Raw genomic sequence first — 21,016 nt, forward strand, 5'->3', positions numbered from 1 at the left:
GTATTCTTTTTTCCAGGTGGTATTTTCATTTCGATCTTTACTCATCCTTTAATTTTCACTTTCGTTTCTAATTTCTCTTTTCCTACGGATAGCATATTAGAAAATAATTTATACGCACCTGGTACACCTACGGGTAATTCTCTAAAAAAGCTAAGTCCAGTATAAATATAATATCCCTTTCCATATGATGAAATCAGTAGACTACCTTTTGAAGCTTCTTCGCCTTCATCGTGCATTTCAAGTATTGGTGTAAACTCTTTACTCCATTTATTGGGAAAATATAAACCTCTTTCTTGTACCCAGCCGTTAAAATCGTTTTCATCAATCTCATTTGGAAAGTGAACCAAAGAATGATCTTTAGCTATAATGTTGACCTCAGAATTTTCATTGGTTACCCTATCTCTTGAAATTTCAATATCATACGGTGCAATATTTTCAAATTGTGCGCCCCATCTACTTGCTGTGTTATACTGCACAATTACCGTACCACCGTTCTTGGCATAATCTAAAATAAACCGTTGTTTAAATTTAAGTTCATCTACAACATTATAGGCTCTGATACCAAGTACTATAGCGTCATATTTATTTAAAGATTCTTTTGTAATGGTTGATGGGTCAATAAGTTGAACATTGTAGCCAATTTGTTCTAAACTTGTAGGTACTTCATCGCCTGCACCCATAATGTAACCAATATTTTCACCGGCTTTTTGTATGTTCAGGCGTACCACTTTTGCCTCGGAAGGTAGAAGAACCGTTTGGGTAGGAACATGGTCGTATGCAATGGTGACCAATTCCTTTGTAATCTCTTTTCCGTTTACTTTAATGATAGGGGAGATACTACTTTCGTTTTCAGTAGAAGGCGGACTTAAAGTGAAATACACCGTTTGTTCATCACCTTTTTTGGCAATGGAAAAGGGTTGTGTGTCAGTATCAAGTTTCCATCCTCTACCGTATTCCAATGCTATAGTTCCTGAAATGCTGTCTTGGTGTGCTTTTATGGTAACCGGAACCTTTTTACTTGACGCATCCGCAAATATCAGTACTTTATCGGCAAAGCTTGCAGTGGCTTCCGGTACAATTTCAAAAGGTTGATAAATTTCACCTTTATCGGGTTTGGCATATTTATAAACAACAGGTCTTGTTATTGGTATTAAAGTGCCATTTATGTTCACTAGGAATTTTGCATAAAATGCTCTTGGCGTTTCTGGTTTGCCAATTAAATCGGTATTAGAAACCTTGTACGTACCTAAAGTACCTTTCTCAATTAACCAATAAGGGCTGGTGTAATCTGTTGCAGAAGGTATGTTCAGGTCCACTTTTTTGGTAACAAGGTTATTATTCTTTAAAGCTTCGTTATCAATAGCTACTTTTTGATCGCTTATAAAGACCGACTTTAATTTTATGTCAATATCACTTCTATTCAGTGCCTGCACATTAACTTCAACTTTTTGTCCAGGGTTGGTATAAGCGGTCTGGGTAAACGCCTCTAAATGCAATCCTAATATGGCGAAAATTATAGCGGTTAATTCTTTGGTTTTTAGTTCTTTCCAGTGTACATCAGAAATTCCTTGTAATAAATTGTATGCTTTAAGTAATTCCGGAATATGAACAGTGGGGTCTTTGAAATTGAAATTCTCTTGTACCTTATAAAGGATATCACCTATTTGTTCACCACCATCAACTCTTTTCCAAGTGGTATCAATGCCATCGAATAAATTGGATTTATCTTTGGGCAAATCACCTTTCAATAATTCAATGTATTCATCTTCTGAACCTCTTGTGCTTAATCTACCAAACCCTTGGCAAAGATGTTGACTACTTGCCAACGAAGCTATTTCATTATTAGATTTGCCTAACATTGGGTAGTAGGTGCCAACATCCATATGTAGTAAATTGGTTTTATCTGCAGCCTTAAATTTTTCTTGACTACCGTAGAACCACCATGATGTATTAAAAAATAATCTTTTTGGCTGCCAAGTATCGGTCATTTTTAACTGCTCTGGGTATGCGTTTGCATCATTTGCCAGATCAAAAGCTTCAAAACTTAACATGGCAGATGATGTATGGTGTCCATGTGTGGTTCCAGGTGTTCTATGATCAAACCTATTGATAATTACATCTGGCTTAAACGTTCTAATAGTTCTAACGACATCACCTAGTATAGCTTCTTTGTTCCAGATTTCTAATGTTTCACCGGGTTGTTTTGAATAGCCAAAATCATTTGCTCTACTAAAAAACTGTTCTCCGCCATCTACTCTTCTGGCCGCAAGTAGTTCTTGCGTTCTCAATACTCCCAAAAGTTCACGTAGTTCTGGTCCAATAAGATTTTGACCGCCATCTCCTCTGGTCAATGACAAATATGCTGTTCTAGCTTTTACGTTATTAGCTAAATAAGCTATTAAACGAGTGTTTTCATCATCGGGATGAGCAGCAATAAATAGGGCGGTACCAAGAAAATTGAGTTTTTCAATGGAGTGGTAAGTATCTGTTGCTGAACTGTTTTTAGGGGTTTGGGCTTTCAGGGTGCCGAGTACTAATAGACTGCAGGTAACGAACCCTAACAAATATCGCATTTTCAGTTGGTTTTGGTAGTAATTTCAAATATAATAAGATTAGTACCTAAGCTTATGATTTTACGACTTCTTTAACAAAATCATTTGATCTGCCTTCCTCTTCTTCCATATTCAAAAACTCTCCCTGTTGATAGGTAGAAATAAGAATTACACCTTTTTGAAGTACCAGGTTATTGGGGTAGGTCAGTATCTCACCGTTACTTCTTCTTAAATGTAAGTGAAAAGCCCTAATATCCTCTATTACAAATTTATCTAGATCAGCATTGTCAGGGTCTAGAAGTTCTTTGTCTAAAATGCGAATGGTGTTACCAATTTTAAATGGAAAGGAGAAGAAAATGATTACTCCAGCGGTTATATTGCTCAGTATAGACCATTGCGCGAATAATGCAACACCAATTACTGCAAATACTGAAGATAGCATTACACCTAGATCTTGATAGTTTACGCTCCAAACAAAAGTAAGTGCTACTATTGCAATGATGGTCAATGCAATATTTATGAATTTAATGATCAGGTTGGTTCTTACAGGATTAAAATCACTGATTTTACTCACTTTTCTTACCGCAGTAGTAAAAAGGAATTTTAAAATTAAGATGACTAAAAGTACAATGAGACTATAAATTAGTTCATTGTAATGCTCATTAATAAATTCTTTCATATGCTATAACCCTAAACTATCGCGCAAAGATAAATCCTTATTCGATTTTTGTTGCCAATAGGGTGTTGTAATCCTGTTAATTCTTGTTGCTTTAGAAGTCAGTACTTTTTTGTTGTCACCAAATCCGTCATGAAAGGTGTCTGTCCAACTTTCTATTAGATATGGAAATTCGTTTTCAAAGTTGATTTTTAAAGTGCGCTCAAGTTCTGGATAGTTAATAGTATATGTATTGGTATTACCTTTTGTGGCTAAAGAGGTAATTGCATTATACGCTTTTAATTCTTTGTGGGTTAACCTTATAAATTCAAGAGAAGGAACTATAGAAACTTCACCAATTGGTAAATTTTTTGGGTCTATTCTTACTTTGTTCCAAATTTCATTTTCAAGAATGGCTTTTTCTATACTATAATCTTGGTCGCCTTCAGATTCAAAATAAGAATGACTGGTAATTTCAAAATCGTCTCTATTGTTCAATTGTGCATAAACATGTCCGCACCATTCTTGTGATGAGAAAGATACTTTTATGGCATGTTGGTTATCATGTACAGGATAGAAACTACTGGTCATTATAGAGTAGGGGTAAATTCCGGTAATATAATTTTTTGTGGAATTTAACTTAAGAACCGGAATGTTGGTTTTATGGCTATTGTCAGCTTTAACTTGTTGTTCTGGTAGAAATGGTTCGGTTACATAGATCATTACTGCGCTACCTTCCCTGATCTCACCATATCTTGCCTGTTCTAGTTTATAAGATGTAATTTCAGCCGTACCATTATACCAGTATTTTTTAAATTCTTCGGATAACTGTTTTTTAGTTACTTCTACAGCGGGTGTAGTTGTTGCCATGGCTATAGTATCGCTATTCTTTTCCGATTTTTCTTTGCAGCTGGAAAAAATTAAAAGGACTCCGAAAATACTGTAAAAAAATGTGGTTGGTTTTAATTGCTTTATACTTTTCATGGTGATAGTTTTTTATGTTACCAATTTTGATAATGTGTCATAAACCAGTTGGGTGGGCAGGCCAACGACACTAGTGTATGAGCCTTTGATTTCCTCAATACCTATTAGCCCTATCCATTCTTGAATTCCGTACGCGCCTGCTTTATCAAATGGTTTATATTTTTCAATATAATGATGAATCTCGGATTTGGATAAATGCTTGAACTTGACTTCGGTAATCGAATTTTGTACAATTTGTCGTTCAACTGTGGTAAAACATACAGAAGAAATAACTTGATGCCAATCTCCGGAGAGCTTGCTTAGCATTTCTTTGGCTTCAGTATCATTTGCTGCTTTTGCCAAAGACTCATTCTTGTGCCAAACCACCGTATCAGACGTTATCAAAATATCTTCAGATTGAAGCTCATCTTTGAAAGCACTGGCTTTTAATTTAGCCAAATAATCCGAGATTTCTGCGCCCTGTAATTCTGATGGATACACTTCATCAATAGATTTTATCTGTACTTCAAAATCAAGCTCCATATCCTTGAAAAATTGATGTCTTCTTGGGGAGCCTGATGCTAATATTAAGCGATAATCTTTTAACTTTTGTTTCAGCATGATCTAATCGTTTGCTGCGCTAAAATGATTGGTCCAATCGCCACGTACTTTTAAAACTTGCTCAATAACATCTCTTACGCAACCATGTCCACCATTTTTGTGAGATATGTATTTGCTTACATTCTTTACTTCTGCTACGGCGTTTTGCGGGCAGGTGGGTAGTGCAACAGCTTTCATGGGTGGAATATCTGGTATGTCATCTCCCATATATAAAATATTTTCTGCTTCTATATGGTATATGTCCATATACTCATCTAAAGCATCCATTTTATAATGTGCGCCCATATAAATATCCGTAACTCCTAAACCTCTTAGTCTAGTACGTACACCTTCATTGGTGCCGCCAGTAATAATACAAACGTTATAGCCTTTGCTCAAGGCAACTTTAAGAGCATACCCGTCTTTTACACTCATATTGCGTAATAATTCTCCATTGCTGGTAATCATCAGGCTGCCGTCCGTGAATACACCATCGACATCGAAAATAAATGTTGTTATATCTTTTAAATACTCTTTATAGCTCTTTTCCATGTTTTTCTTTAATTGCATTGCTTAAAAGGGTGTACAATTCCCTTTGGTGTTTATCTTTTAATAGTTGTAAATGGTTGTGTAATGTTTTTTGATCACCTCTTTTGGCAGGTCCTGTCTGTGCTTGTAAAGGAGATAAATCCTTTAATTTAATGGCAGTTTCTGTGATTAATGGTTTTAGAAGGTTAAAATCAATTTGATGTTCTTCACAAATTTCAGCTCCTAAGGTATAGAGATAATTGGTGAAATTATTTACGAAAACGGCAGCAACGTGTAGTGTTTTTCGTTGTTCAGAATTTATTTCGACAACGGTATTGCTTAAAGTATTGCCAAGATCGGTCAATAATTCCATATCGGTTTTTATAGCTGCTTCTATGCAGATAGGTATAGAAGCGAATGGAACTATTTTGCCTTTTGTGAAGGTTTGTAAAGGATAAAATATGCCAGGTCTTTTTACCCCGTTCAAAACAGCAATGGAAGTGGCTCCAGAGGTATGGGCAACGAGTCCGTTTTTATCCTTGAAAAAGCTTGTTACTACACCAATAGCATCATCGGAAATTGCTAAAAGGTAAATATCCGCATTTGGTATATTGGTAAAGTCCGTATTCACCAATAGTTTATCTTTTACAAATTCTAAGTGAGTGCTGTTTCTACCTACTACTTGTTTAATATTAACACCATCGGTTTGTTGTAGGGCATAATAAAGATTTTGCGCTACATTACCGGTGCCAACTATTATTACGGATATCATGGCGCAAAAGTACAAAGTTTATAGATCTATTGTTGTATTAAAATTAACAGTTTCAAAGGCGTTATAAAGTGGTAAAAGTCATTCGTAAATGGTGAAAAGGCCTTATTTTTGCAACTTGAAAATCAACTCCTATCTTCCATGACGGAAATGTTCAAGAAAATATTCTTCTCTACGCGTTTAATGTCCATTTTGTTTATTGTTTTTGCCACGGCTATGGCGTTCGGTACCTTTATTGAAAGCTGGTATAGTACAGAAACTGCTAGAATTTGGATTTATAATACCTGGTGGTTTGAGCTTATAATGGTGTTCTTCGTTATCAATTTTATTGGTAATATTTCTAGATACCGTTTATTAAGATGGGAAAAGTGGCCAGTACTAATTTTGCACCTGTCATGGGTCTTGATCATTGTTGGTGCCTTTGTAACGCGTTACATTAGTTTTGAAGGCATGATGCCTATAAGAGAGGGGAATACAGAGAATGTGTTCTACTCAGATAAAACATACTTAACCGTTTATGTTGACGGTGAAATTGATGGTGAACCTCGAAGAAAAATTTTAGAGGACGATTTGATCGTTACTCCCGAAGCAATAAAATCTAACTTACCATGGAGTGCCGATTTCAATGGTGAAGATTTTGAAATTTCCTATGTTGAATTTATAAAGGGAGCTAAACAAGGCTTGTTACCGGACCCAAAAGGAACTAAGTTTTTAAAGATTGTTGAAGCTGGCGATGGTGAAAGACATGATCATTTTTTAGAAGATGGTAAAGTCTCTAGTATTCATAACGTGTTATTTGCCCTGAATAATAAGACAGATGGAGCAATCAATATAATGACGACCGATTCATTATATCAAATTTATGCTCCTTTTGATGGTAATTTTATGCGAATGGCAGACCAATTTCAAGGGGTTTTGGTTAAAGACAGTGTACAACCTTTACAGTTAAGGTCTTTGTATAATACGGCAGGTATGCAATTTGTAATACCTGATTCTATTACCCAAGGCTCATATGGTATTGTTGAAATTCCGGAAGATGAGAAAACAAAAATGGATCAAGATGCCATTGTTTTTGATGTATCGGCCAATGGGGAAACAAAACAAATAAAATTGCTAGGTAGCAAAGGGCCATCTGATTTTAGTGAGAAGGTTAATGTAGGCGGACTCAATTTTTCCATTAGATATGGATCTAAGGTACATGAGTTGCCATTCGGTATTAAATTGAACGATTTTATCGCCGAAAAATATCCTGGTACAGAAAAAGGTTATGCCTCTTTTATGAGTAGGGTGACTATTGAAGATGAAAGACCTTTTGATTACGATATTTTTATGAACCATGTATTGGACCATGAAGGTTATCGTTTTTTTCAATCTGGTTTTGATCCTGATGAAAAAGGGACTACATTATCTGTAAATCATGACTTTTGGGGAACTTGGATCACCTACATTGGTTATTTTCTTTTGTATATTGGATTAATGGGAATTATGTTCTTTGGTAAAACTCGTTTTCAAGATTTAGCAGATTCTTTGGATAAGCTTAAAATTAAAAAGAAAAAAATGTTTGGTGTTGTTACCCTTTTAATGGCATTCTCTTTTTCTTCTTTTGCCCAAGAACAACATACACCAGAAGAGGGTCACCAACAGGCGCCAAGCAAAATGCAGATCGATTCTTTGCTTGAAGCTAGTATGGTCAGTAAAGCCCATGCCGATAAGTTTGGTAAATTGGTAATACAAGATGAAGGTGGGCGTATGAAGCCTATCAATACATTTTCATCTGAACTTCTTCGTAAGCTAAGCTTAAAAGATTCTTACTTAGGGTATACTTCCGATCAAATTTTACTTTCAATGATGATGAATCCGGCGGTTTGGTACAATACCGAATTTATTGCCTTGGATAAGAAATCGCAAAACGATAGTATTAGAAAAATTATAGGTATTCCTTCTGGTCAGAAATACGTTAAGGCAACTGATTTCTTTGATAAAAAAGGACAGTACAAATTAGAACCTTTTTTAAGAGAAGCTACCGCTACCAACAATCCGAATAAATTTCAACAAGATTTTAAGGATGCCAATATCCGATTAAGTCTATTGAATCAGGCTTTAGGACAAGACATTGTTAAGATTTTTCCATTGTTGGACGATGAAAATAATAAATGGATTTCCGCTGTTGAATATAGGGGTGGGCAGTATGAGATCAGAGATTCTTTGTACGCGAATTTTGTAAAAAATGCAATGCCTTATTATTTAATGACGCTAGGCAAAGCGCAACAAAGTGGAGACTATGCTTCTGCTGATAAATTATTGGCTGCATTTCATCAAAATCAGCTAAACCATGGTAGTGAGGTGTTGCCATCTCAACAGAAGATAGATACAGAGGTAATTTACAACAAGCTTAATATTTTTAATAGGTTGTACCAATATTATGCCTTAGTAGGTCTTTTAATGTTCTTTGTTCTAATATTTCAAATTTTCAAAGATCGTTCCATTTGGAGAGTGGCAATTTATTTTTTCAAAGGAACTATCATGTTGTTGTTCCTTTGGCATACCGCTGGTCTAATATTACGTTGGTATATCTCTGGGCATGCACCTTGGAGTAACGCTTATGAAAGTATTCTATATGTAGCCTGGGCAACCATGGGTATTGGCTGGGCCTTGGGTCGTAAAAGTGACATGACTTTTGCAGCATCTGCATTTGTTACTTCAATGTTATTGTGGATAGCGCACCAAAGTTGGATCGATCCATCTATTGCCAACTTACAACCAGTTTTGGACAGTTATTGGTTAATGATCCATGTTGCGGTAATTGTGGGTAGTTATGGTCCTTTGACTGTAGGTATGATTTTAGGTCTGGTATCCTTGATCTTAATGATTTTGACTACCAAAAAGAATAAAGAACGTATGGCAATCAATATTAAAGAATTGACCATTATTAATGAACTTGCCTTAACCACAGGTCTTGTGATGCTTACCATAGGAAACTTTTTAGGTGGTCAATGGGCCAATGAAAGTTGGGGGCGTTATTGGGGTTGGGATCCAAAAGAAACTTGGGCATTGATTTCCATAATGATCTACGCCTTTGTAATACACACCAGATTAGTGCCGGGTCTTAGAGGTAAATGGACATTTAACTTTATGAGCGTTGTTGCCTTTGGTAGTATTATGATGACATATTTTGGTGTAAATTTTTACCTGGTAGGTCTACATAGTTATGCAAGTGGAGCACAGGTTATTACGCCAATATTTATATATTATTTAGTTGCTGGTGTTTTAGTACTGGGCGGAATTAGCTTTTGGAGATATAAAGTTAATTATAGTAAATAAAAATAAGTATAATATAGTATAAAAAGCCTCATGGAAATTTCCATGAGGCTTTTTGTTTTTAGTTACTCGTTAATTTTAATCTTTATTATCCAATAAATCCATTAATTCTTCGGCTGCTACCTTTCCTTTTTCCTTTAAAAAATCTCTAGGCGTATTATCGCCTAACTCAAAAACTATGGCCGGCATATGGTGGTTAACGTAAAAGTAATTTCTAGATACCATCGTTGGTTTTATTTCTGTTGATGGTTTTATATTGGTATGCTTCTGAGGTAGTCTATTGGTTATATTATTTATCCAGTCGAATACAATTTTGCCTTTATCACCGGTAATCGTAGAATCTATTGGATAGTAAATATCGTCCCAAGTGGAATGAAAATCTGCCCCAAAAACAAATTCATAACTCTCAGATTCCTTTTTTACAAGAAAGTCCCTTACGCTTTGTGTTTCGGGTTGATTGAAATCTTGCCAATCTCGGTTTAAATCAATTCCGCCCATATTGTGTCTCCAATGCCCATTGTCTACCCCATCAGGATTCATTAACGGAACTACGAACAAGTCATAGTTATCTCTAAATTTTTGAGCCTTTGGTGAATCTCCACTCAAAGTTTCAATAAATGATTTCATGGCAAGAAAACCGGTAACCTCTGGCGGATGTTGTCTAGAAATGACCATAACGGCTTTTTTGTGGTCCCCAGTGCTCACTTCCATTAAATTCATTGCTCTTTGTTCTTTACTTTTGCCAATTTCGTAGGTTGAAATAAAGTCTTTGGTAGCTAATGAATCAATCCAATTTTTTACCCTAGTGGATCCGTAAAGTTCTTGTGCTGTGATATAAGTAGGGGATTTGTCTATATTTACTTTTATCTCTACCATTTCCGGTACTGCCTTTATACCAAATGAGCCAGAACCTTGGTTGATACTGGTAAAATTGGTACTGTCCAATGGTGTAAAATGCAATCCATCTGTACTAATTTTAGGGTAGTATCTACTACGTGAATCTTGATAGGTCATTTTTATGGTTATTGTCTTTGGAGTGTTAGACCACACTTTAAATGCATACCACGGGCTCACATTAACAGGAGTATTCTCCGCAGTAATCAAAGTGGTGTAGTGATCGTTGCCATCAAAAACAACTCCGTTTAATCTTCCGCTTTCAAAGTCATTGCTAAAGAATACAGTTTCATTATCAAAGGTCCATACGCCTTTCCATTGCTTTTGTACTGGTTTGGATAGGGTAGATACCACTGCACTTTTACCTTGTCCTTGATATCCCCTAGCAATAGGTTCTTGATTTTTACAAGATAAAATCAACATACAGATCACTACGGTAATTATCGTTTTTTTCATAATTCTTTGGTATTCTTTAAACCTAGTCTATTTATTTTGAAGACTAACCTACATTATTCATTATAAATCTATCAACAAAAAAGAAAAATGAACTCATGAATTACAGTTTAATTACAACTTTTCAATAATTCTTAATACTAACATCACTCTATTAAATTTTAATGAATATAAGTTGTTGATGAATGATTGTAACGGGCGAATAATGTTGCTTGGTTTTTTGTTTTATCTAATCAGGTAGGGTATGAGTTAAGGGTGTCATTACGTTCAATTTCCTTACCTTTATTTTTTATAATTTTTGCATATGAATTCGAAGATAAAAGGATTAAATACTATTTGTACCCATGTGGGTGAATTAGAAGATAAGCAGCACAAAGGCGCAGTTTCTCCACTATATATGAGTACTTCTTACGCCTATGAAGATGTTGATGTAAAACGCTATCCAAGATATTTTAATACACCCAACCAAGAAGGTCTTTGTAAAAAGATCGCAGCGTTGGAGCATGCAGAATCTGCATTGATATTTGGTAGTGGAATGGCAGCTGTAAGCACCTCTTTATTAGCGTTTTTGGGTGCTGGTGATCATGTAGTGCTACAACAGACGCTTTATGGGGGAACGTATAATTTAATTAACGAGGAGTTTTCTAAATACGGTATTGAATACTCTTTTACATCAGGATGGAACGCCGATGCTTTTGAGGCAGAAATAAAAGCAAATACCAAAGTTATTTATATAGAAACGCCATCTAATCCTTTATTGACCATAACAGATTTAAAGGCAATAGGGGCCCTGGCTAAAAAACACGGTTTAATAACCATGATAGATAATACTTTTGCTAGTCCGGTAAATCAAAACCCTATTGATTTTGGAATTGATATCGTAATTCATAGTGCAACCAAATATATGGGTGGGCATTCGGATATTTGTGCAGGTGCAGTCGCCTCAACAACAGAAAATATGGACCGCATTTTTCAATTGGCGAAGAATTTTGGAGGAAGTTTAAGTGATTATACGGTATGGTTGCTAGAAAGAAGTATGAAAACCATGGGCATACGCGTTAAAGCGCAAAATGAAAATGCTTTGGCAATGGCAATTTTTTTAGACGGATTGGAAGAGGTTGAAAAAGTATATTATCCTGGTTTACCAACACATATAGATCACGATATTGCCAAAAAACAAATGAAAGGATATGGTGGTATGTTATCATTTGAATTGAATGAAAAATTAGATTCTTCAAAGTTCCAAAAAGCTTTGAGCCTAATAAAACCATCAATGAGTTTGGCAGGTGTAGAAAGTACTGTGTTATCCCCAACACAAACATCACACGCCTTAATGAGTGCAGAAGTAAGGGCTGAACAAGGTATTTCTGACGGATTAATTCGTTTTTCGTTAGGAATTGAGGAAATAGAAGACTTAAAGAACGACATTCAACAAGCATTGAATTCCATTAAATAAATTAATAATTAGTAGTACTAAGAAAGAATATAAAATGAAATTGGATATTTTGGTTTTTGGAGCACACCCTGATGATGCTGAACTTGGGGCAGGAGGTACCATTGCAAAAGAAATAGCACTTGGAAAGAAAGTAGGTATTGTAGATTTAACACGTGGTGAATTGGGCACAAGAGGTTCTGCTGAGATACGTGATAAGGAATCTGCCGCTGCTGCAAAAGTTTTAGGTGTAGCTGTGCGAGAAAATTTAAAGTTTAGAGATGGTTTTTTCGTTAATGATGAGGAGCATCAACTGGAGGTTATAAAAATGATACGTAAATACCAGCCTAATACCGTTTTATGCAATGCTATTGATGATAGACATATAGACCATGGTAAAGGAAGTAAGTTGGTCAGTGACGCCTGTTTTTTAAGTGGGTTAAGAAGAATAGAAACAACAGTAGAGGAGGAAAATCAAAAAGAATGGAGACCTAAACAAGTTTACCATTATATACAATGGAAGAATATTACACCAGATTTTGTGGTGGATATTAGTGGCTATATGGAAGAAAAAACCAATTCAATTCTGGCATATGCCTCTCAATTTCACGATCCTAATAGTAATGAGCCAGAAACGCCAATAAGTAGCAAAACTTTTATACAAAGCGTTAAGTATAGGTCAGAAGACTTAGGTAGATTGGTCGGTGTCGATTATGCAGAAGGATTTACAGTAGAAAGATTGGTAGCTGTAGATTCTCTTGATAACTTGATTTAAGCAGACTCTTTATATTGTTTTTGCGGTTGTTGAACCCTTGGGATGGTGAAGTAAAAGCTTGAGCCTTTACCCAAAGCACTGTGTACCCAAATTTTACCATTATTTTTTTCAACCATTTCTTTACAAAGGGAAAGTCCAAGTCCGGTGCCTTTTTCATCATTTGTACCATAAGTGGTGTGGTTGGAATCTTTTTCGAACAATTTACTGATGATATCTTCGCTCATGCCCATACCATTATCCTTTACATAAATTTCACAGGTCTTGATTTTTTGAATGGCGCCTATCACAATTTGCCCGTTGTTAGGAGTAAACTTAAGGGCATTGCTCAATAAGTTTCTAATAATAATGTCTATTTGGTTGGGATCACACCAAATTTGGCAATTAGGTTCAATTCTATTAACTATTGAAATAGATTTAGATTCGGCAATTTCGGATAACAAGGCTACATTTTCTTCTACTATGCTATCTAATTGTGTGGTAGCATGTTTGGTGACAGAACCGTTCATTTGCGTTTGGCCCCAAGAAAGTAAGTTGTTTAGAGTAAACGAAATAGTATCAATATCTACCTTTAGCTTGGGTACAAAATTCAAGAATTCTTCCTTGGTCATTTCCCCTTCTTTGAATAATTTCAAAAGACCTTGAAAAGCACCAATTGGTCCTCTAAGGTCGTGACCAATTATAGAGAATAATTTATTTTTGGTTTGGTTTAACTCATTTAAATAGGCTTGTTTCTCTTCTAAATCAGATTTTTTATTTCTTAATTCAAGATTTAATTTTTTCTGCTGTTGTTCATTTCTATGAATTATGAACATAATAATGGCAAAAATGATAAGTATTATAATGGCTACGTATACAAATATCTTCTGCTTTGCCAATGCTTTTTCATTATCATCGATCAACTGTTGTTTTTGTTGATCATATTCCATTTTTGTTTTAAGCATATTCAATGCTTTTTCATTTCCGGTTTGCGTTAATGATTCATAGGTTACCTGATAAATTTCATGATACCATAATGATTTTTCAAAATCTTTTTTCTTCTTATGTAATTGTGCTAATTTCTTAGCGCTGTTCTTTATTCCGATTCTAAGCCCAATTTTTTTTGATAGATCAAAAGCATTTAAGGCATAAGCCTCGGCAATACTATCTTTACTTTGGTTCATGTAAGCCTCGGTCATACCAATTAAGAGGTCTATTTTGGCACGGTCATCCTCTATTTCTTTATGTAATAATTCGCTTTGTTTATACCAATAAAGCGCCCAAGTATTCTTGTTCTTTTTTAAATAGATTTTGCCTTTAATTTCATAACAGAACGCAAGCCATTCTAGAATTTTTTCTTTTTCAAAAGTTGCAATACTTATGTTGATATTGTACATGGCATATTCAAGCTCATTCATATCAGCGTAAGTAGATGCGATATTACTTAAGGTCTCGGCCATAAAAACTGGGTTACCTACTTCTTCATGTATTGCTTTTGATTTTTGTAAAAAGACCATAGCTTGTTCATAATCTTTTTGTTCAAGGTATAAATGCGCAATGTTGTCATTTACAATGGAAATGGAATTTTTATCATTGTTTTTTTCGGCTATTTCAATGGTTGCCAAGTACCATTTTAAAGCTTTTGAATAATCTCCTTTGTAACCATATTCTTTGGCCAAATCATTTAACGTTCTAATGATTAAAATAGAATTGTTATTATTTTTTTTGGCAAGCTGATAGGCTTTTTCAAAATAGGTAATTGCTTGGTCTATTTTGCCTTTATCAGAATAGTAACCTCCAATGGCGTGAAGAGAACTTATCTCACCATTTACATATTTGGATTTTTTGCTTAAATCAAGACTTTGTTTACTTAAAATTAAAAGACTGTCAAGATTATGATAGCGATGTTCAGTGGCAAGATTTATTAAATTATGAATATATAGTGTATCTCTGGTATCGAAAACATTAGAATTTCTAAATTCCTTTATTTCTTGCAGTAGCGTATCTCTTTTAGTATTTTGAGCTAAGGCTTTAGGAGCTATAATGCAGGAAAATAAGAACACACCAAGCCAACCCTTTAGTAGGTTGTATTTTAAACTTGAGGTTATTCTGCTAAAATTCATGGTAATCCCTATAACTTGGTTTAAAATTAGGTTAGTAGGCTAGGGATATAGAATAAATGTTGTGAAATGCGCTTTATTGTGTGTTTTAACGTCTTAAACGTGTAGTTGGTCGATGATTTCTTAAATCAAGGATGAATTATTAGCCCAAAATATGGTTTTGTTAGTGATGTTCTTGTAAACAAATTATAATGAACTTAGAAGTTTCTTTCTAATTGATATCTATGGGAAGCTCAACAATAAACTGGCTGCCTTTGTTAGGTTCGCTTTTCACCATTATCTCTCCATTATTTTTAATAACCATAGCTTTTACAAGCCTTAGACCTAAGCCGGTACCTTTTTCTGAGTTTGTGCCATAACTAGAGAAATTTTCAGAAGAACTAAAAAGCTTTTGAACATCGGTCTCTGTCATGCCAACGCCTGTGTCAGACACTTCAATAACTAAGTTCTTATTTTTTATTTTGGTGGAAATCGTAATCATACCATTATTTGGGGTAAACTTAATGGCATTGTTAATTAGGTTTCTGAAAATGATATTAAATTGTTGTAAATCGGCAAAGACACTATGGTTAGCAGCTACTTGATTATTAACAACTATGGATTTCTTTTTAATTTCATTTCTGTATAGTTGTAGGATTATATCTAGTTCTTCTTTAACTAATATACTTTTAATATTTACGGTGCTACCTTGCATTTGTGTTTTCCCCCAGTGTAAAAGATTGTCCATGGTAAACTGCACTTGTTCAATATCTTCTTTTAACTGTGGAGCAAATTTTTCAAAGTATTCTTTTCCTTCCGGGTCTTCTAGGTAAAGACCCAATATTTCATTTAAGGATATAATTGGACTCCTTAAATCGTGTCCTACTATTGAGAATAATCGATCCTGATTGTGATTTATTTGTTTAAGCGCATTTTGATTCTCATTTAATACTTCTGCCTGTTTGGCCAGTTTTTTATTTAATATTTTTTCTCGTCTATTGGCATTTAAAATAATGAATACTATAATAATCAATGTAAGTAGTGCAGCTAATGCCCATTTAATGTATTTGCGTTGTTGACTTAGTGCCAGCTCACTTTGGGCTTTGAGTTCTTCAGTTTCCTTTTCATAATTTAATCGTGCATTAAGCATAGTTAAATTTCGTGTATTCTTTTTCTTGAAATTATCATATGATAATTTTTCGGTCATCTCTAAATACTTCAAAGATTCAGCAACATCATTTTGCTGTTTTTTAATTTGATATAGAATACGATATGCTTGTTCTAAGCCACTATCGTGATTAGATGCTTTATATAATGCTATACTTTCTAAGATGTTTTCTTCTGCCAAGGGTAGGTTGTCCTTGCTTAGATAGGTGCCAGCTATACCGTATATAATATCGGCTTTGCTTTTTACATCGTTAAAGTTTTCATGCAGCACCATTGCTTTTTTATAATAATCTAAAGCGATGTCAAAGTTATTTTTTGCTTGATTATAATACCCTAGGGTATATTGTGTCCAAGCCAGCCATGTTTTATTGGTTTGACTTTCAAATAACTCTAAACATTTATCTAGGTGAATTTTTGCTTCATCTAAATTGTTTAGTTTAATATTTAAATATGCTAGATTACTTAATAGCATTACATCTTTAGTAGGATCCTTTAAATTATGGGTCACTTCTAATGCCTTGTCGTAATATGCTAAAGCTTCGTTATAATTTTCCAATTTGCTGAAAATTGTGCCTAAATTCATGTTCATTCTAAACAGAAAAAACAAATCGTTTTGTTTTTCTGCAATTGAAAGTGCATGTAAAAAATTAGCATATGTGGCAGGGTAATCTTGCTTGAAAAAATTAGCCTGTCCTTGTACATTGTAGACCTTCATTTCAGTTTTTGGGTAAGTCGACAATAAGGGACTTTCAATGACCTGTAATGCATATTCTATTGATTTATTGGTATCCCCAGTATAAAGAAATAAAGTAGCTAAATTGGTCAAAGCTTCTAGCTCTCCTTGTTTGTAGTTGTTCTTTAAACTTAGTTCAAGTGCCTTTTCAGAATAAACGAGCATGGAGTCTTGCTCAATTAACCTTGAATAATAGGATAAGTAATTTAGGTTATCAATATATGCGGTATTGTCTTCAGTAAAGTCTGGTCCTCCTGTTAATTCAGAAATTTTTGATTTATAAAATTGAACACTATCAATTTGAGAAAAACAGGTAGTATAACTTAGGCATGTTAATGCAATGAGTAAAAAATTATATTTATAATTTGATTTAGAACGCATTAGGGGCTAAGTAGGTTGTTTTATTTAAAACTTCAAGTTATAAATAAATTAATTAAACGTTTATTAAAATTATTTATTTCTTCAAATTTCAATTTATTATTTGTTAGAACTAAAGAAAAAAATTATCTTTGCACTCGCTTACAAATGGTGGTTGTAGCTCAGCTGGTTAGAGCATCGGTTTGTGGTACCGAGGGTCGCCGGTTCGAACCCGGTCTTCCACCCTAAAGCAGATAGAAAGTCTTGGATTTATTCCAAGACTTTTTTGTTTTAAAGGTGTTGATTGTCAGTTTTTATGTAAAAAATAAGCCTGACACAAAGTGCCAGGCTTATTGGATTTAAATAGGCTGATGCTTAATCTACCTTTAATTTTTGCTCTCTATTGGCTATTTCCCAAGCAGTGTAAAATACTAACCTAGTTCTGTTCTCCAATAGATCATAATTGATTTTATCTGGTGTATCACTTGGTTTGTGATAGTCAGCATGCGTACCATTAAAATAAAATATGATCGGAATGTTATTTTTAGCAAAATTGTAGTGGTCACTTCTATAGTAAAAACGATTAGGGTCGTTTTCGTCATTATAGGTATAGTCCAATTCAATATTCATGAATTTCTTATTCACTTCTTCTGATAGGTTGTGTAATTCAATACTAAGCTTATCAGAACCTATTAAGTAAATATAATTTCTGTCTCCTTCACGTTTTGGGTCAATTCTACCGATCATGTCAATATTTAAATTGGCTACGGTTTGCTCTAGGGGCACAATAGGGTCAACATCAGTGTAATATTGAGATCCCAATAATCCTTTTTCTTCGCCGGTGACATGTAAAAATACTATAGACCTTTTTGGTCCCTTGCCTGCATCGACTGCATTTTTAAAGGCTTCTGCAATTTCCAATAGGGCAACAGTACCCGATCCGTCGTCATCTGCTCCATTATTTATTTGACCATCACCACTTACGCCAATATGGTCTAAATGAGAAGATATCACTAAAAATTCATTTGGTTTTTCTGAACCTTTTATGATGGCAACAACATTCTCTGAAGAGACCTTGTCATTAGAACTTTCAAATCTCAAAGTCAATTTTTCAGTTAAAACTTTAGAATCGTTTTCTTTTTCTATGGTCGGTAAAATACTTTCTGCAAGGGTTTGGTCTATAAATAAACTGTAAAACTCAGGGGCGTCATTATTTACAACTTCCATTCTACCACTGTTGTTTTGCTTCATAGATTCAAATCTGCGTTTAAATCTGCTGAAATTGTCCTTATCGTAATATAATACTCCCTTGGCACCTTTGTCAACTGCAATTTGTATACGCTTGGTCAATGACTCTGACATATTGCTCCAAATAGATTTTTCTGAAGTGCCTGAAATAACGTAAGTGCCATCTTCTTTTATGGGTTCACCAGATTTTAATAGTACAATTTTATCTGTAACATCTACATTGTCATAACTAGAGTATACCGTATCATCAATACCATAACCTATATAAACAATTTCATCATTTGAAGAATTTGCAGCAGCAAAAGTAAGTACGTGTTCACCTATGATAAAATCCGTATTGTTCAAGCTTAGTTTACCTATAGGTAGTTTACTTATCTCTAAAGGTACTTCTTGAAAATAGTTGCCATCTTCTTTTGCTGCAGGAATACCTAACTTTTCATATTCGGCCTTTAAGTAGGCTATTGCTTTTTTCTGACCTGGTTGTCCGGTTTCCCTACCTTCAAACTCATCCGATGCATAGATATATAAATGATCTTTTAGTTCAGCTTCGGTAATTGTTTCTGCGTAAGTAATTTCAGAGGAAATTTGTGGTTCTTCAGTAGCGTTTTCTTTAATGGTTTTTTGGGAAGAATTACAGGATAAGGCCGTTGCGACCAATAAGAATAGTGTTTTTTTCATTTTATAGTGATCAAAATTTATCAAAAATAATCAAATCTTAGGTGGTTTCAATTGTTGTAATCAACAATAAGATTACCTGCTTATTAAAAGCTTTAATTTTTTAAAGCTTCAGAGATAGCCGCTTCAACTAATGGCTCCATAACCATATAGCCTTCAGCTGTTGGGTGTACTTCATCTCTGGCATATTTTTTTGGAAGTCCATTACGCTCATCAACCATTTTTGAAAAATAATCTAAATAGATATGTCCATGCGTATTGGCATATTCTTTTATCATCTCATTAAGCTTTATAATTTTTCCAGCAGGTTCTAAACCTGGCTTCCAAGGATAATCGTAGGCCGGTAGGGTAGAGGAAAGAATTACCTTAATGTCATTTGCATGCGCCATTTCTGCCATGCCTTTAATATTGTCAATAATCATTTTTAGGGTAGATGGTCCTGTATTACCTGCTATATCATTGGTGCCTGCCAATATTGTTACCACTTTTGGTTTAAGATCAATGACATCTTGTCTAAATCGTATTAACATTTGTGGCGTAGTTTGACCACTGATACCTCGATTAATATAGGGCTTGCCCTTAAAAAACTCCGGACGCGTTTTTAGCCAACCTATTGTAATGGAATTGCCCATAAACACCACCCGATTTTCGTTTTCTTTGGCTTGTTCTATTGTATCATTAGCAACTTCAAAATGATTTAGATCAGGCCAATCTTGGGCATTTACAGAGGTTAATCCTAAAATAGATAACATACACGTAAACATTATTGTTTTTATTCTATTCATCTTTATTATGATTGTTGAATTTGTTCTTTTTCTTCTGCTTTTAATGGGATGTTGTTTATAATATTCGCCTTATTTGGTCTTTGCGCTGCCAAATATGCCAATAAGCACACAGAAATGACCAATGGAAGGGCATTGGCAGTATTGTAATATGCAAACAATCCTATGAAGGCAGGGATTTCAATAAGGGCATATTTGATATGTAAAGCAGATTGATACTTTTTTAGCTTTTCTTCTAAACGACTTTCTGATTTAATATTGGAAGTCATTTTTTTGAAGACCCATTGACTGCCAAAATACCCTAACATTGCAAATACGGGTACCATGTATAAAAAGACCCCTTGCCCTGTAGTACTCGTATTAAAAGAATTGATCTGTAAAAATACCCAAAGGGTAAAAATGCTTAAGCCTATTAATAGGAATAGGTGCATTATTGTAAGACTTTTGATAAAACTTTTTATTTCCATATTCTAATTTAAAATCCTAAGATAATATAAAATTGGCCTATGATGAATTTGACGGGTTATTACTTGTCATTATTTAACCTAAGGCATCTATTAGAATTTTTATCTTTGCGCAGTATGAAAAAGATACTAACTATTTCTCTTCTGCTATTTTTAGCTGTTAAAGCTTACGGTCAAATTGAGCAAGATAAGGTTCTTCACTACTTAGGAGGTAATTTATATGGTCTTGTGGGGGCAGGGGTTGCGAATGAAATTTCAGATGGAGACAGAACGTGGACTTTTGTTGGTGCAGTTGGTGGAAGTTTGCTTATTGGTTTGGCCAAAGAGGCTATTGATCAAAATCAATATGGAGGATGGAGCAATAAAGATTTGTTAGCTACCGTATTGGGTGGTGTAACAATTGGTGCTACAATTGATATTTTCAAAAAAAGAAAACAACGTAAAAGGGAGCAATTATTTAAAGATGCTACAAAAACTGTAGATTACCGTCATCAAATGAAATTCCCAATAAAAACAACAGAGATCAACTCGCTATTTGTATTGGGAATGTCCAGTACTGTTCTAGAAAGGTAGTTT

16 protein-coding genes and 1 tRNA gene are annotated in these 21,016 nt (G+C 34.5%); 5 read left to right on the forward strand and 12 right to left on the reverse strand.

Annotated elements, in window-relative coordinates:
* Positions 1–41: 41 nt before the first annotated feature.
* From YQ22_RS16525 to YQ22_RS16550, 6 genes are read right to left on the reverse strand one after another with little or no spacing between them, the layout of a single operon-like run.
* Positions 42–2,573, reverse strand: coding sequence for a PIG-L family deacetylase (locus tag YQ22_RS16525; protein ID WP_071342072.1), 2,532 nt, complete (start codon positions 2,571–2,573; stop codon positions 42–44).
* A 52-nt stretch (positions 2,574–2,625) separates the two neighbouring features.
* A complete protein-coding gene (locus tag YQ22_RS16530; RefSeq protein WP_071342073.1) occupies positions 2,626–3,231 on the reverse strand; it encodes a mechanosensitive ion channel domain-containing protein in 606 nt (201 codons plus the stop codon).
* Between the two features lie 3 nt (positions 3,232–3,234).
* On the reverse strand, positions 3,235–4,191 hold the full coding sequence (locus YQ22_RS16535) for a septum formation inhibitor Maf (RefSeq protein ID WP_071342074.1): 957 nt from the start codon (positions 4,189–4,191) through the stop codon (positions 3,235–3,237).
* A 12-nt stretch (positions 4,192–4,203) separates the two neighbouring features.
* Positions 4,204–4,791, reverse strand: a complete 588-nt coding sequence (locus YQ22_RS16540) for a Maf family nucleotide pyrophosphatase (RefSeq protein ID WP_071342075.1) — start codon at positions 4,789–4,791, stop codon at positions 4,204–4,206.
* Positions 4,792–4,794: 3 nt separating this feature from the next.
* Entirely contained in the window at positions 4,795–5,322 is a 528-nt protein-coding gene (locus YQ22_RS16545; RefSeq protein ID WP_058102563.1) for a KdsC family phosphatase, read from the reverse strand.
* Positions 5,306–6,070, reverse strand: coding sequence for a Rossmann-like and DUF2520 domain-containing protein (locus YQ22_RS16550; protein ID WP_071342076.1), 765 nt, complete (start codon positions 6,068–6,070; stop codon positions 5,306–5,308). The genes YQ22_RS16545 and YQ22_RS16550 overlap by 17 nt, the downstream gene beginning before the upstream one ends.
* A 138-nt stretch (positions 6,071–6,208) precedes the next feature.
* Here YQ22_RS16550 and ccsA point away from each other — a divergent pair, with 138 nt between their 5' ends.
* A complete protein-coding gene (ccsA, locus tag YQ22_RS16555; protein ID WP_071342077.1) occupies positions 6,209–9,388 on the forward strand; it encodes a cytochrome c biogenesis protein in 3,180 nt (1,059 codons plus the stop codon).
* Between the two features lie 75 nt (positions 9,389–9,463).
* On the opposite strand, the gene YQ22_RS16560 is transcribed toward ccsA, so the two are convergent.
* On the reverse strand, positions 9,464–10,735 hold the full coding sequence (locus tag YQ22_RS16560; protein WP_071342078.1) for a M14 family metallopeptidase: 1,272 nt from the start codon (positions 10,733–10,735) through the stop codon (positions 9,464–9,466).
* Positions 10,736–11,036: 301 nt separating this feature from the next.
* Between YQ22_RS16560 and YQ22_RS16565 the strand changes: the two genes are divergently transcribed.
* Together YQ22_RS16565 and bshB1 are read left to right on the forward strand one after the other, a co-directional pair.
* Positions 11,037–12,188: a trans-sulfuration enzyme family protein gene (locus YQ22_RS16565; protein ID WP_071342079.1), complete on the forward strand. Its 1,152-nt coding sequence runs from the start codon at positions 11,037–11,039 to the stop codon at positions 12,186–12,188.
* 34 nt (positions 12,189–12,222) lie between these two features.
* Positions 12,223–12,939 carry a bacillithiol biosynthesis deacetylase BshB1 gene (bshB1, locus tag YQ22_RS16570; RefSeq protein ID WP_071342080.1) on the forward strand — a complete coding sequence of 239 codons (717 nt, stop codon included), beginning with the start codon at positions 12,223–12,225 and terminating at the stop codon, positions 12,937–12,939.
* Here the strand turns inward: bshB1 and YQ22_RS16575 are convergent.
* Complete coding sequence (locus tag YQ22_RS16575) at positions 12,936–15,038, reverse strand: tetratricopeptide repeat-containing sensor histidine kinase (protein WP_071342081.1); 2,103 nt, start codon at positions 15,036–15,038, stop codon at positions 12,936–12,938. The genes bshB1 and YQ22_RS16575 overlap by 4 nt on opposite strands.
* 208 nt (positions 15,039–15,246) lie before the next feature.
* On the reverse strand, positions 15,247–17,295 hold the full coding sequence (locus tag YQ22_RS16580) for a tetratricopeptide repeat-containing sensor histidine kinase (RefSeq protein ID WP_071342082.1): 2,049 nt from the start codon (positions 17,293–17,295) through the stop codon (positions 15,247–15,249).
* 146 nt (positions 17,296–17,441) lie between these two features.
* Here YQ22_RS16580 and YQ22_RS16585 point away from each other — a divergent pair.
* Positions 17,442–17,517: transfer RNA gene (locus YQ22_RS16585), tRNA-His, on the forward strand.
* A gap of 129 nt (positions 17,518–17,646) precedes the next feature.
* On the opposite strand, the gene YQ22_RS16590 is transcribed toward YQ22_RS16585, so the two are convergent.
* The 3 genes from YQ22_RS16590 to YQ22_RS16600 all read right to left on the reverse strand — a co-directional run bounded on the left by YQ22_RS16590 (position 17,647) and on the right by YQ22_RS16600 (position 20,443).
* Entirely contained in the window at positions 17,647–19,197 is a 1,551-nt protein-coding gene (locus YQ22_RS16590; protein ID WP_071342083.1) for a M28 family metallopeptidase, read from the reverse strand.
* 92 nt (positions 19,198–19,289) lie between these two features.
* Positions 19,290–19,958, reverse strand: coding sequence for an SGNH/GDSL hydrolase family protein (locus YQ22_RS16595; RefSeq protein WP_442914842.1), 669 nt, complete (start codon positions 19,956–19,958; stop codon positions 19,290–19,292).
* Positions 19,959–19,984: 26 nt separating this feature from the next.
* Positions 19,985–20,443 carry a hypothetical protein gene (locus YQ22_RS16600; protein ID WP_071342085.1) on the reverse strand — a complete coding sequence of 153 codons (459 nt, stop codon included), beginning with the start codon at positions 20,441–20,443 and terminating at the stop codon, positions 19,985–19,987.
* 114 nt (positions 20,444–20,557) lie between these two features.
* On the opposite strand from YQ22_RS16600, the gene YQ22_RS16605 reads away from it, so the two are divergent.
* On the forward strand, positions 20,558–21,013 hold the full coding sequence (locus YQ22_RS16605) for a hypothetical protein (protein WP_071342086.1): 456 nt from the start codon (positions 20,558–20,560) through the stop codon (positions 21,011–21,013).
* Positions 21,014–21,016: the final 3 nt, after the last annotated feature.

The organism is Maribacter sp. 1_2014MBL_MicDiv, assembly GCF_001865655.1.
Lineage (GTDB): Bacteria > Bacteroidota > Bacteroidia > Flavobacteriales > Flavobacteriaceae > Maribacter > Maribacter dokdonensis.

Coding starts and splice junctions, on each gene's coding strand:
- YQ22_RS16580 (WP_071342082.1), bottom strand. CDS start 17,295: ATGCGTTCTAAATCAAATTATAAATATAATTTTTTACTCATTGCATTA.
- YQ22_RS16535 (WP_071342074.1), bottom strand. CDS start 4,191: ATGAAAAGTATAAAGCAATTAAAACCAACCACATTTTTTTACAGTATT.
- YQ22_RS16590 (WP_071342083.1), bottom strand. CDS start 19,197: ATGAAAAAAACACTATTCTTATTGGTCGCAACGGCCTTATCCTGTAAT.
- YQ22_RS16560 (WP_071342078.1), bottom strand. CDS start 10,735: ATGAAAAAAACGATAATTACCGTAGTGATCTGTATGTTGATTTTATCT.
- YQ22_RS16595 (WP_442914842.1), bottom strand. CDS start 19,958: ATGTTTACGTGTATGTTATCTATTTTAGGATTAACCTCTGTAAATGCC.
- YQ22_RS16540 (WP_071342075.1), bottom strand. CDS start 4,791: ATGCTGAAACAAAAGTTAAAAGATTATCGCTTAATATTAGCATCAGGC.
- YQ22_RS16525 (WP_071342072.1), bottom strand. CDS start 2,573: ATGCGATATTTGTTAGGGTTCGTTACCTGCAGTCTATTAGTACTCGGC.
- YQ22_RS16605 (WP_071342086.1), top strand. CDS start 20,558: ATGAAAAAGATACTAACTATTTCTCTTCTGCTATTTTTAGCTGTTAAA.
- YQ22_RS16565 (WP_071342079.1), top strand. CDS start 11,037: ATGAATTCGAAGATAAAAGGATTAAATACTATTTGTACCCATGTGGGT.
- ccsA (WP_071342077.1), top strand. CDS start 6,209: ATGACGGAAATGTTCAAGAAAATATTCTTCTCTACGCGTTTAATGTCC.
- YQ22_RS16550 (WP_071342076.1), bottom strand. CDS start 6,070: ATGATATCCGTAATAATAGTTGGCACCGGTAATGTAGCGCAAAATCTT.
- YQ22_RS16600 (WP_071342085.1), bottom strand. CDS start 20,443: ATGGAAATAAAAAGTTTTATCAAAAGTCTTACAATAATGCACCTATTC.
- YQ22_RS16575 (WP_071342081.1), bottom strand. CDS start 15,038: ATGAATTTTAGCAGAATAACCTCAAGTTTAAAATACAACCTACTAAAG.
- YQ22_RS16545 (WP_058102563.1), bottom strand. CDS start 5,322: ATGGAAAAGAGCTATAAAGAGTATTTAAAAGATATAACAACATTTATT.
- bshB1 (WP_071342080.1), top strand. CDS start 12,223: ATGAAATTGGATATTTTGGTTTTTGGAGCACACCCTGATGATGCTGAA.
- YQ22_RS16530 (WP_071342073.1), bottom strand. CDS start 3,231: ATGAAAGAATTTATTAATGAGCATTACAATGAACTAATTTATAGTCTC.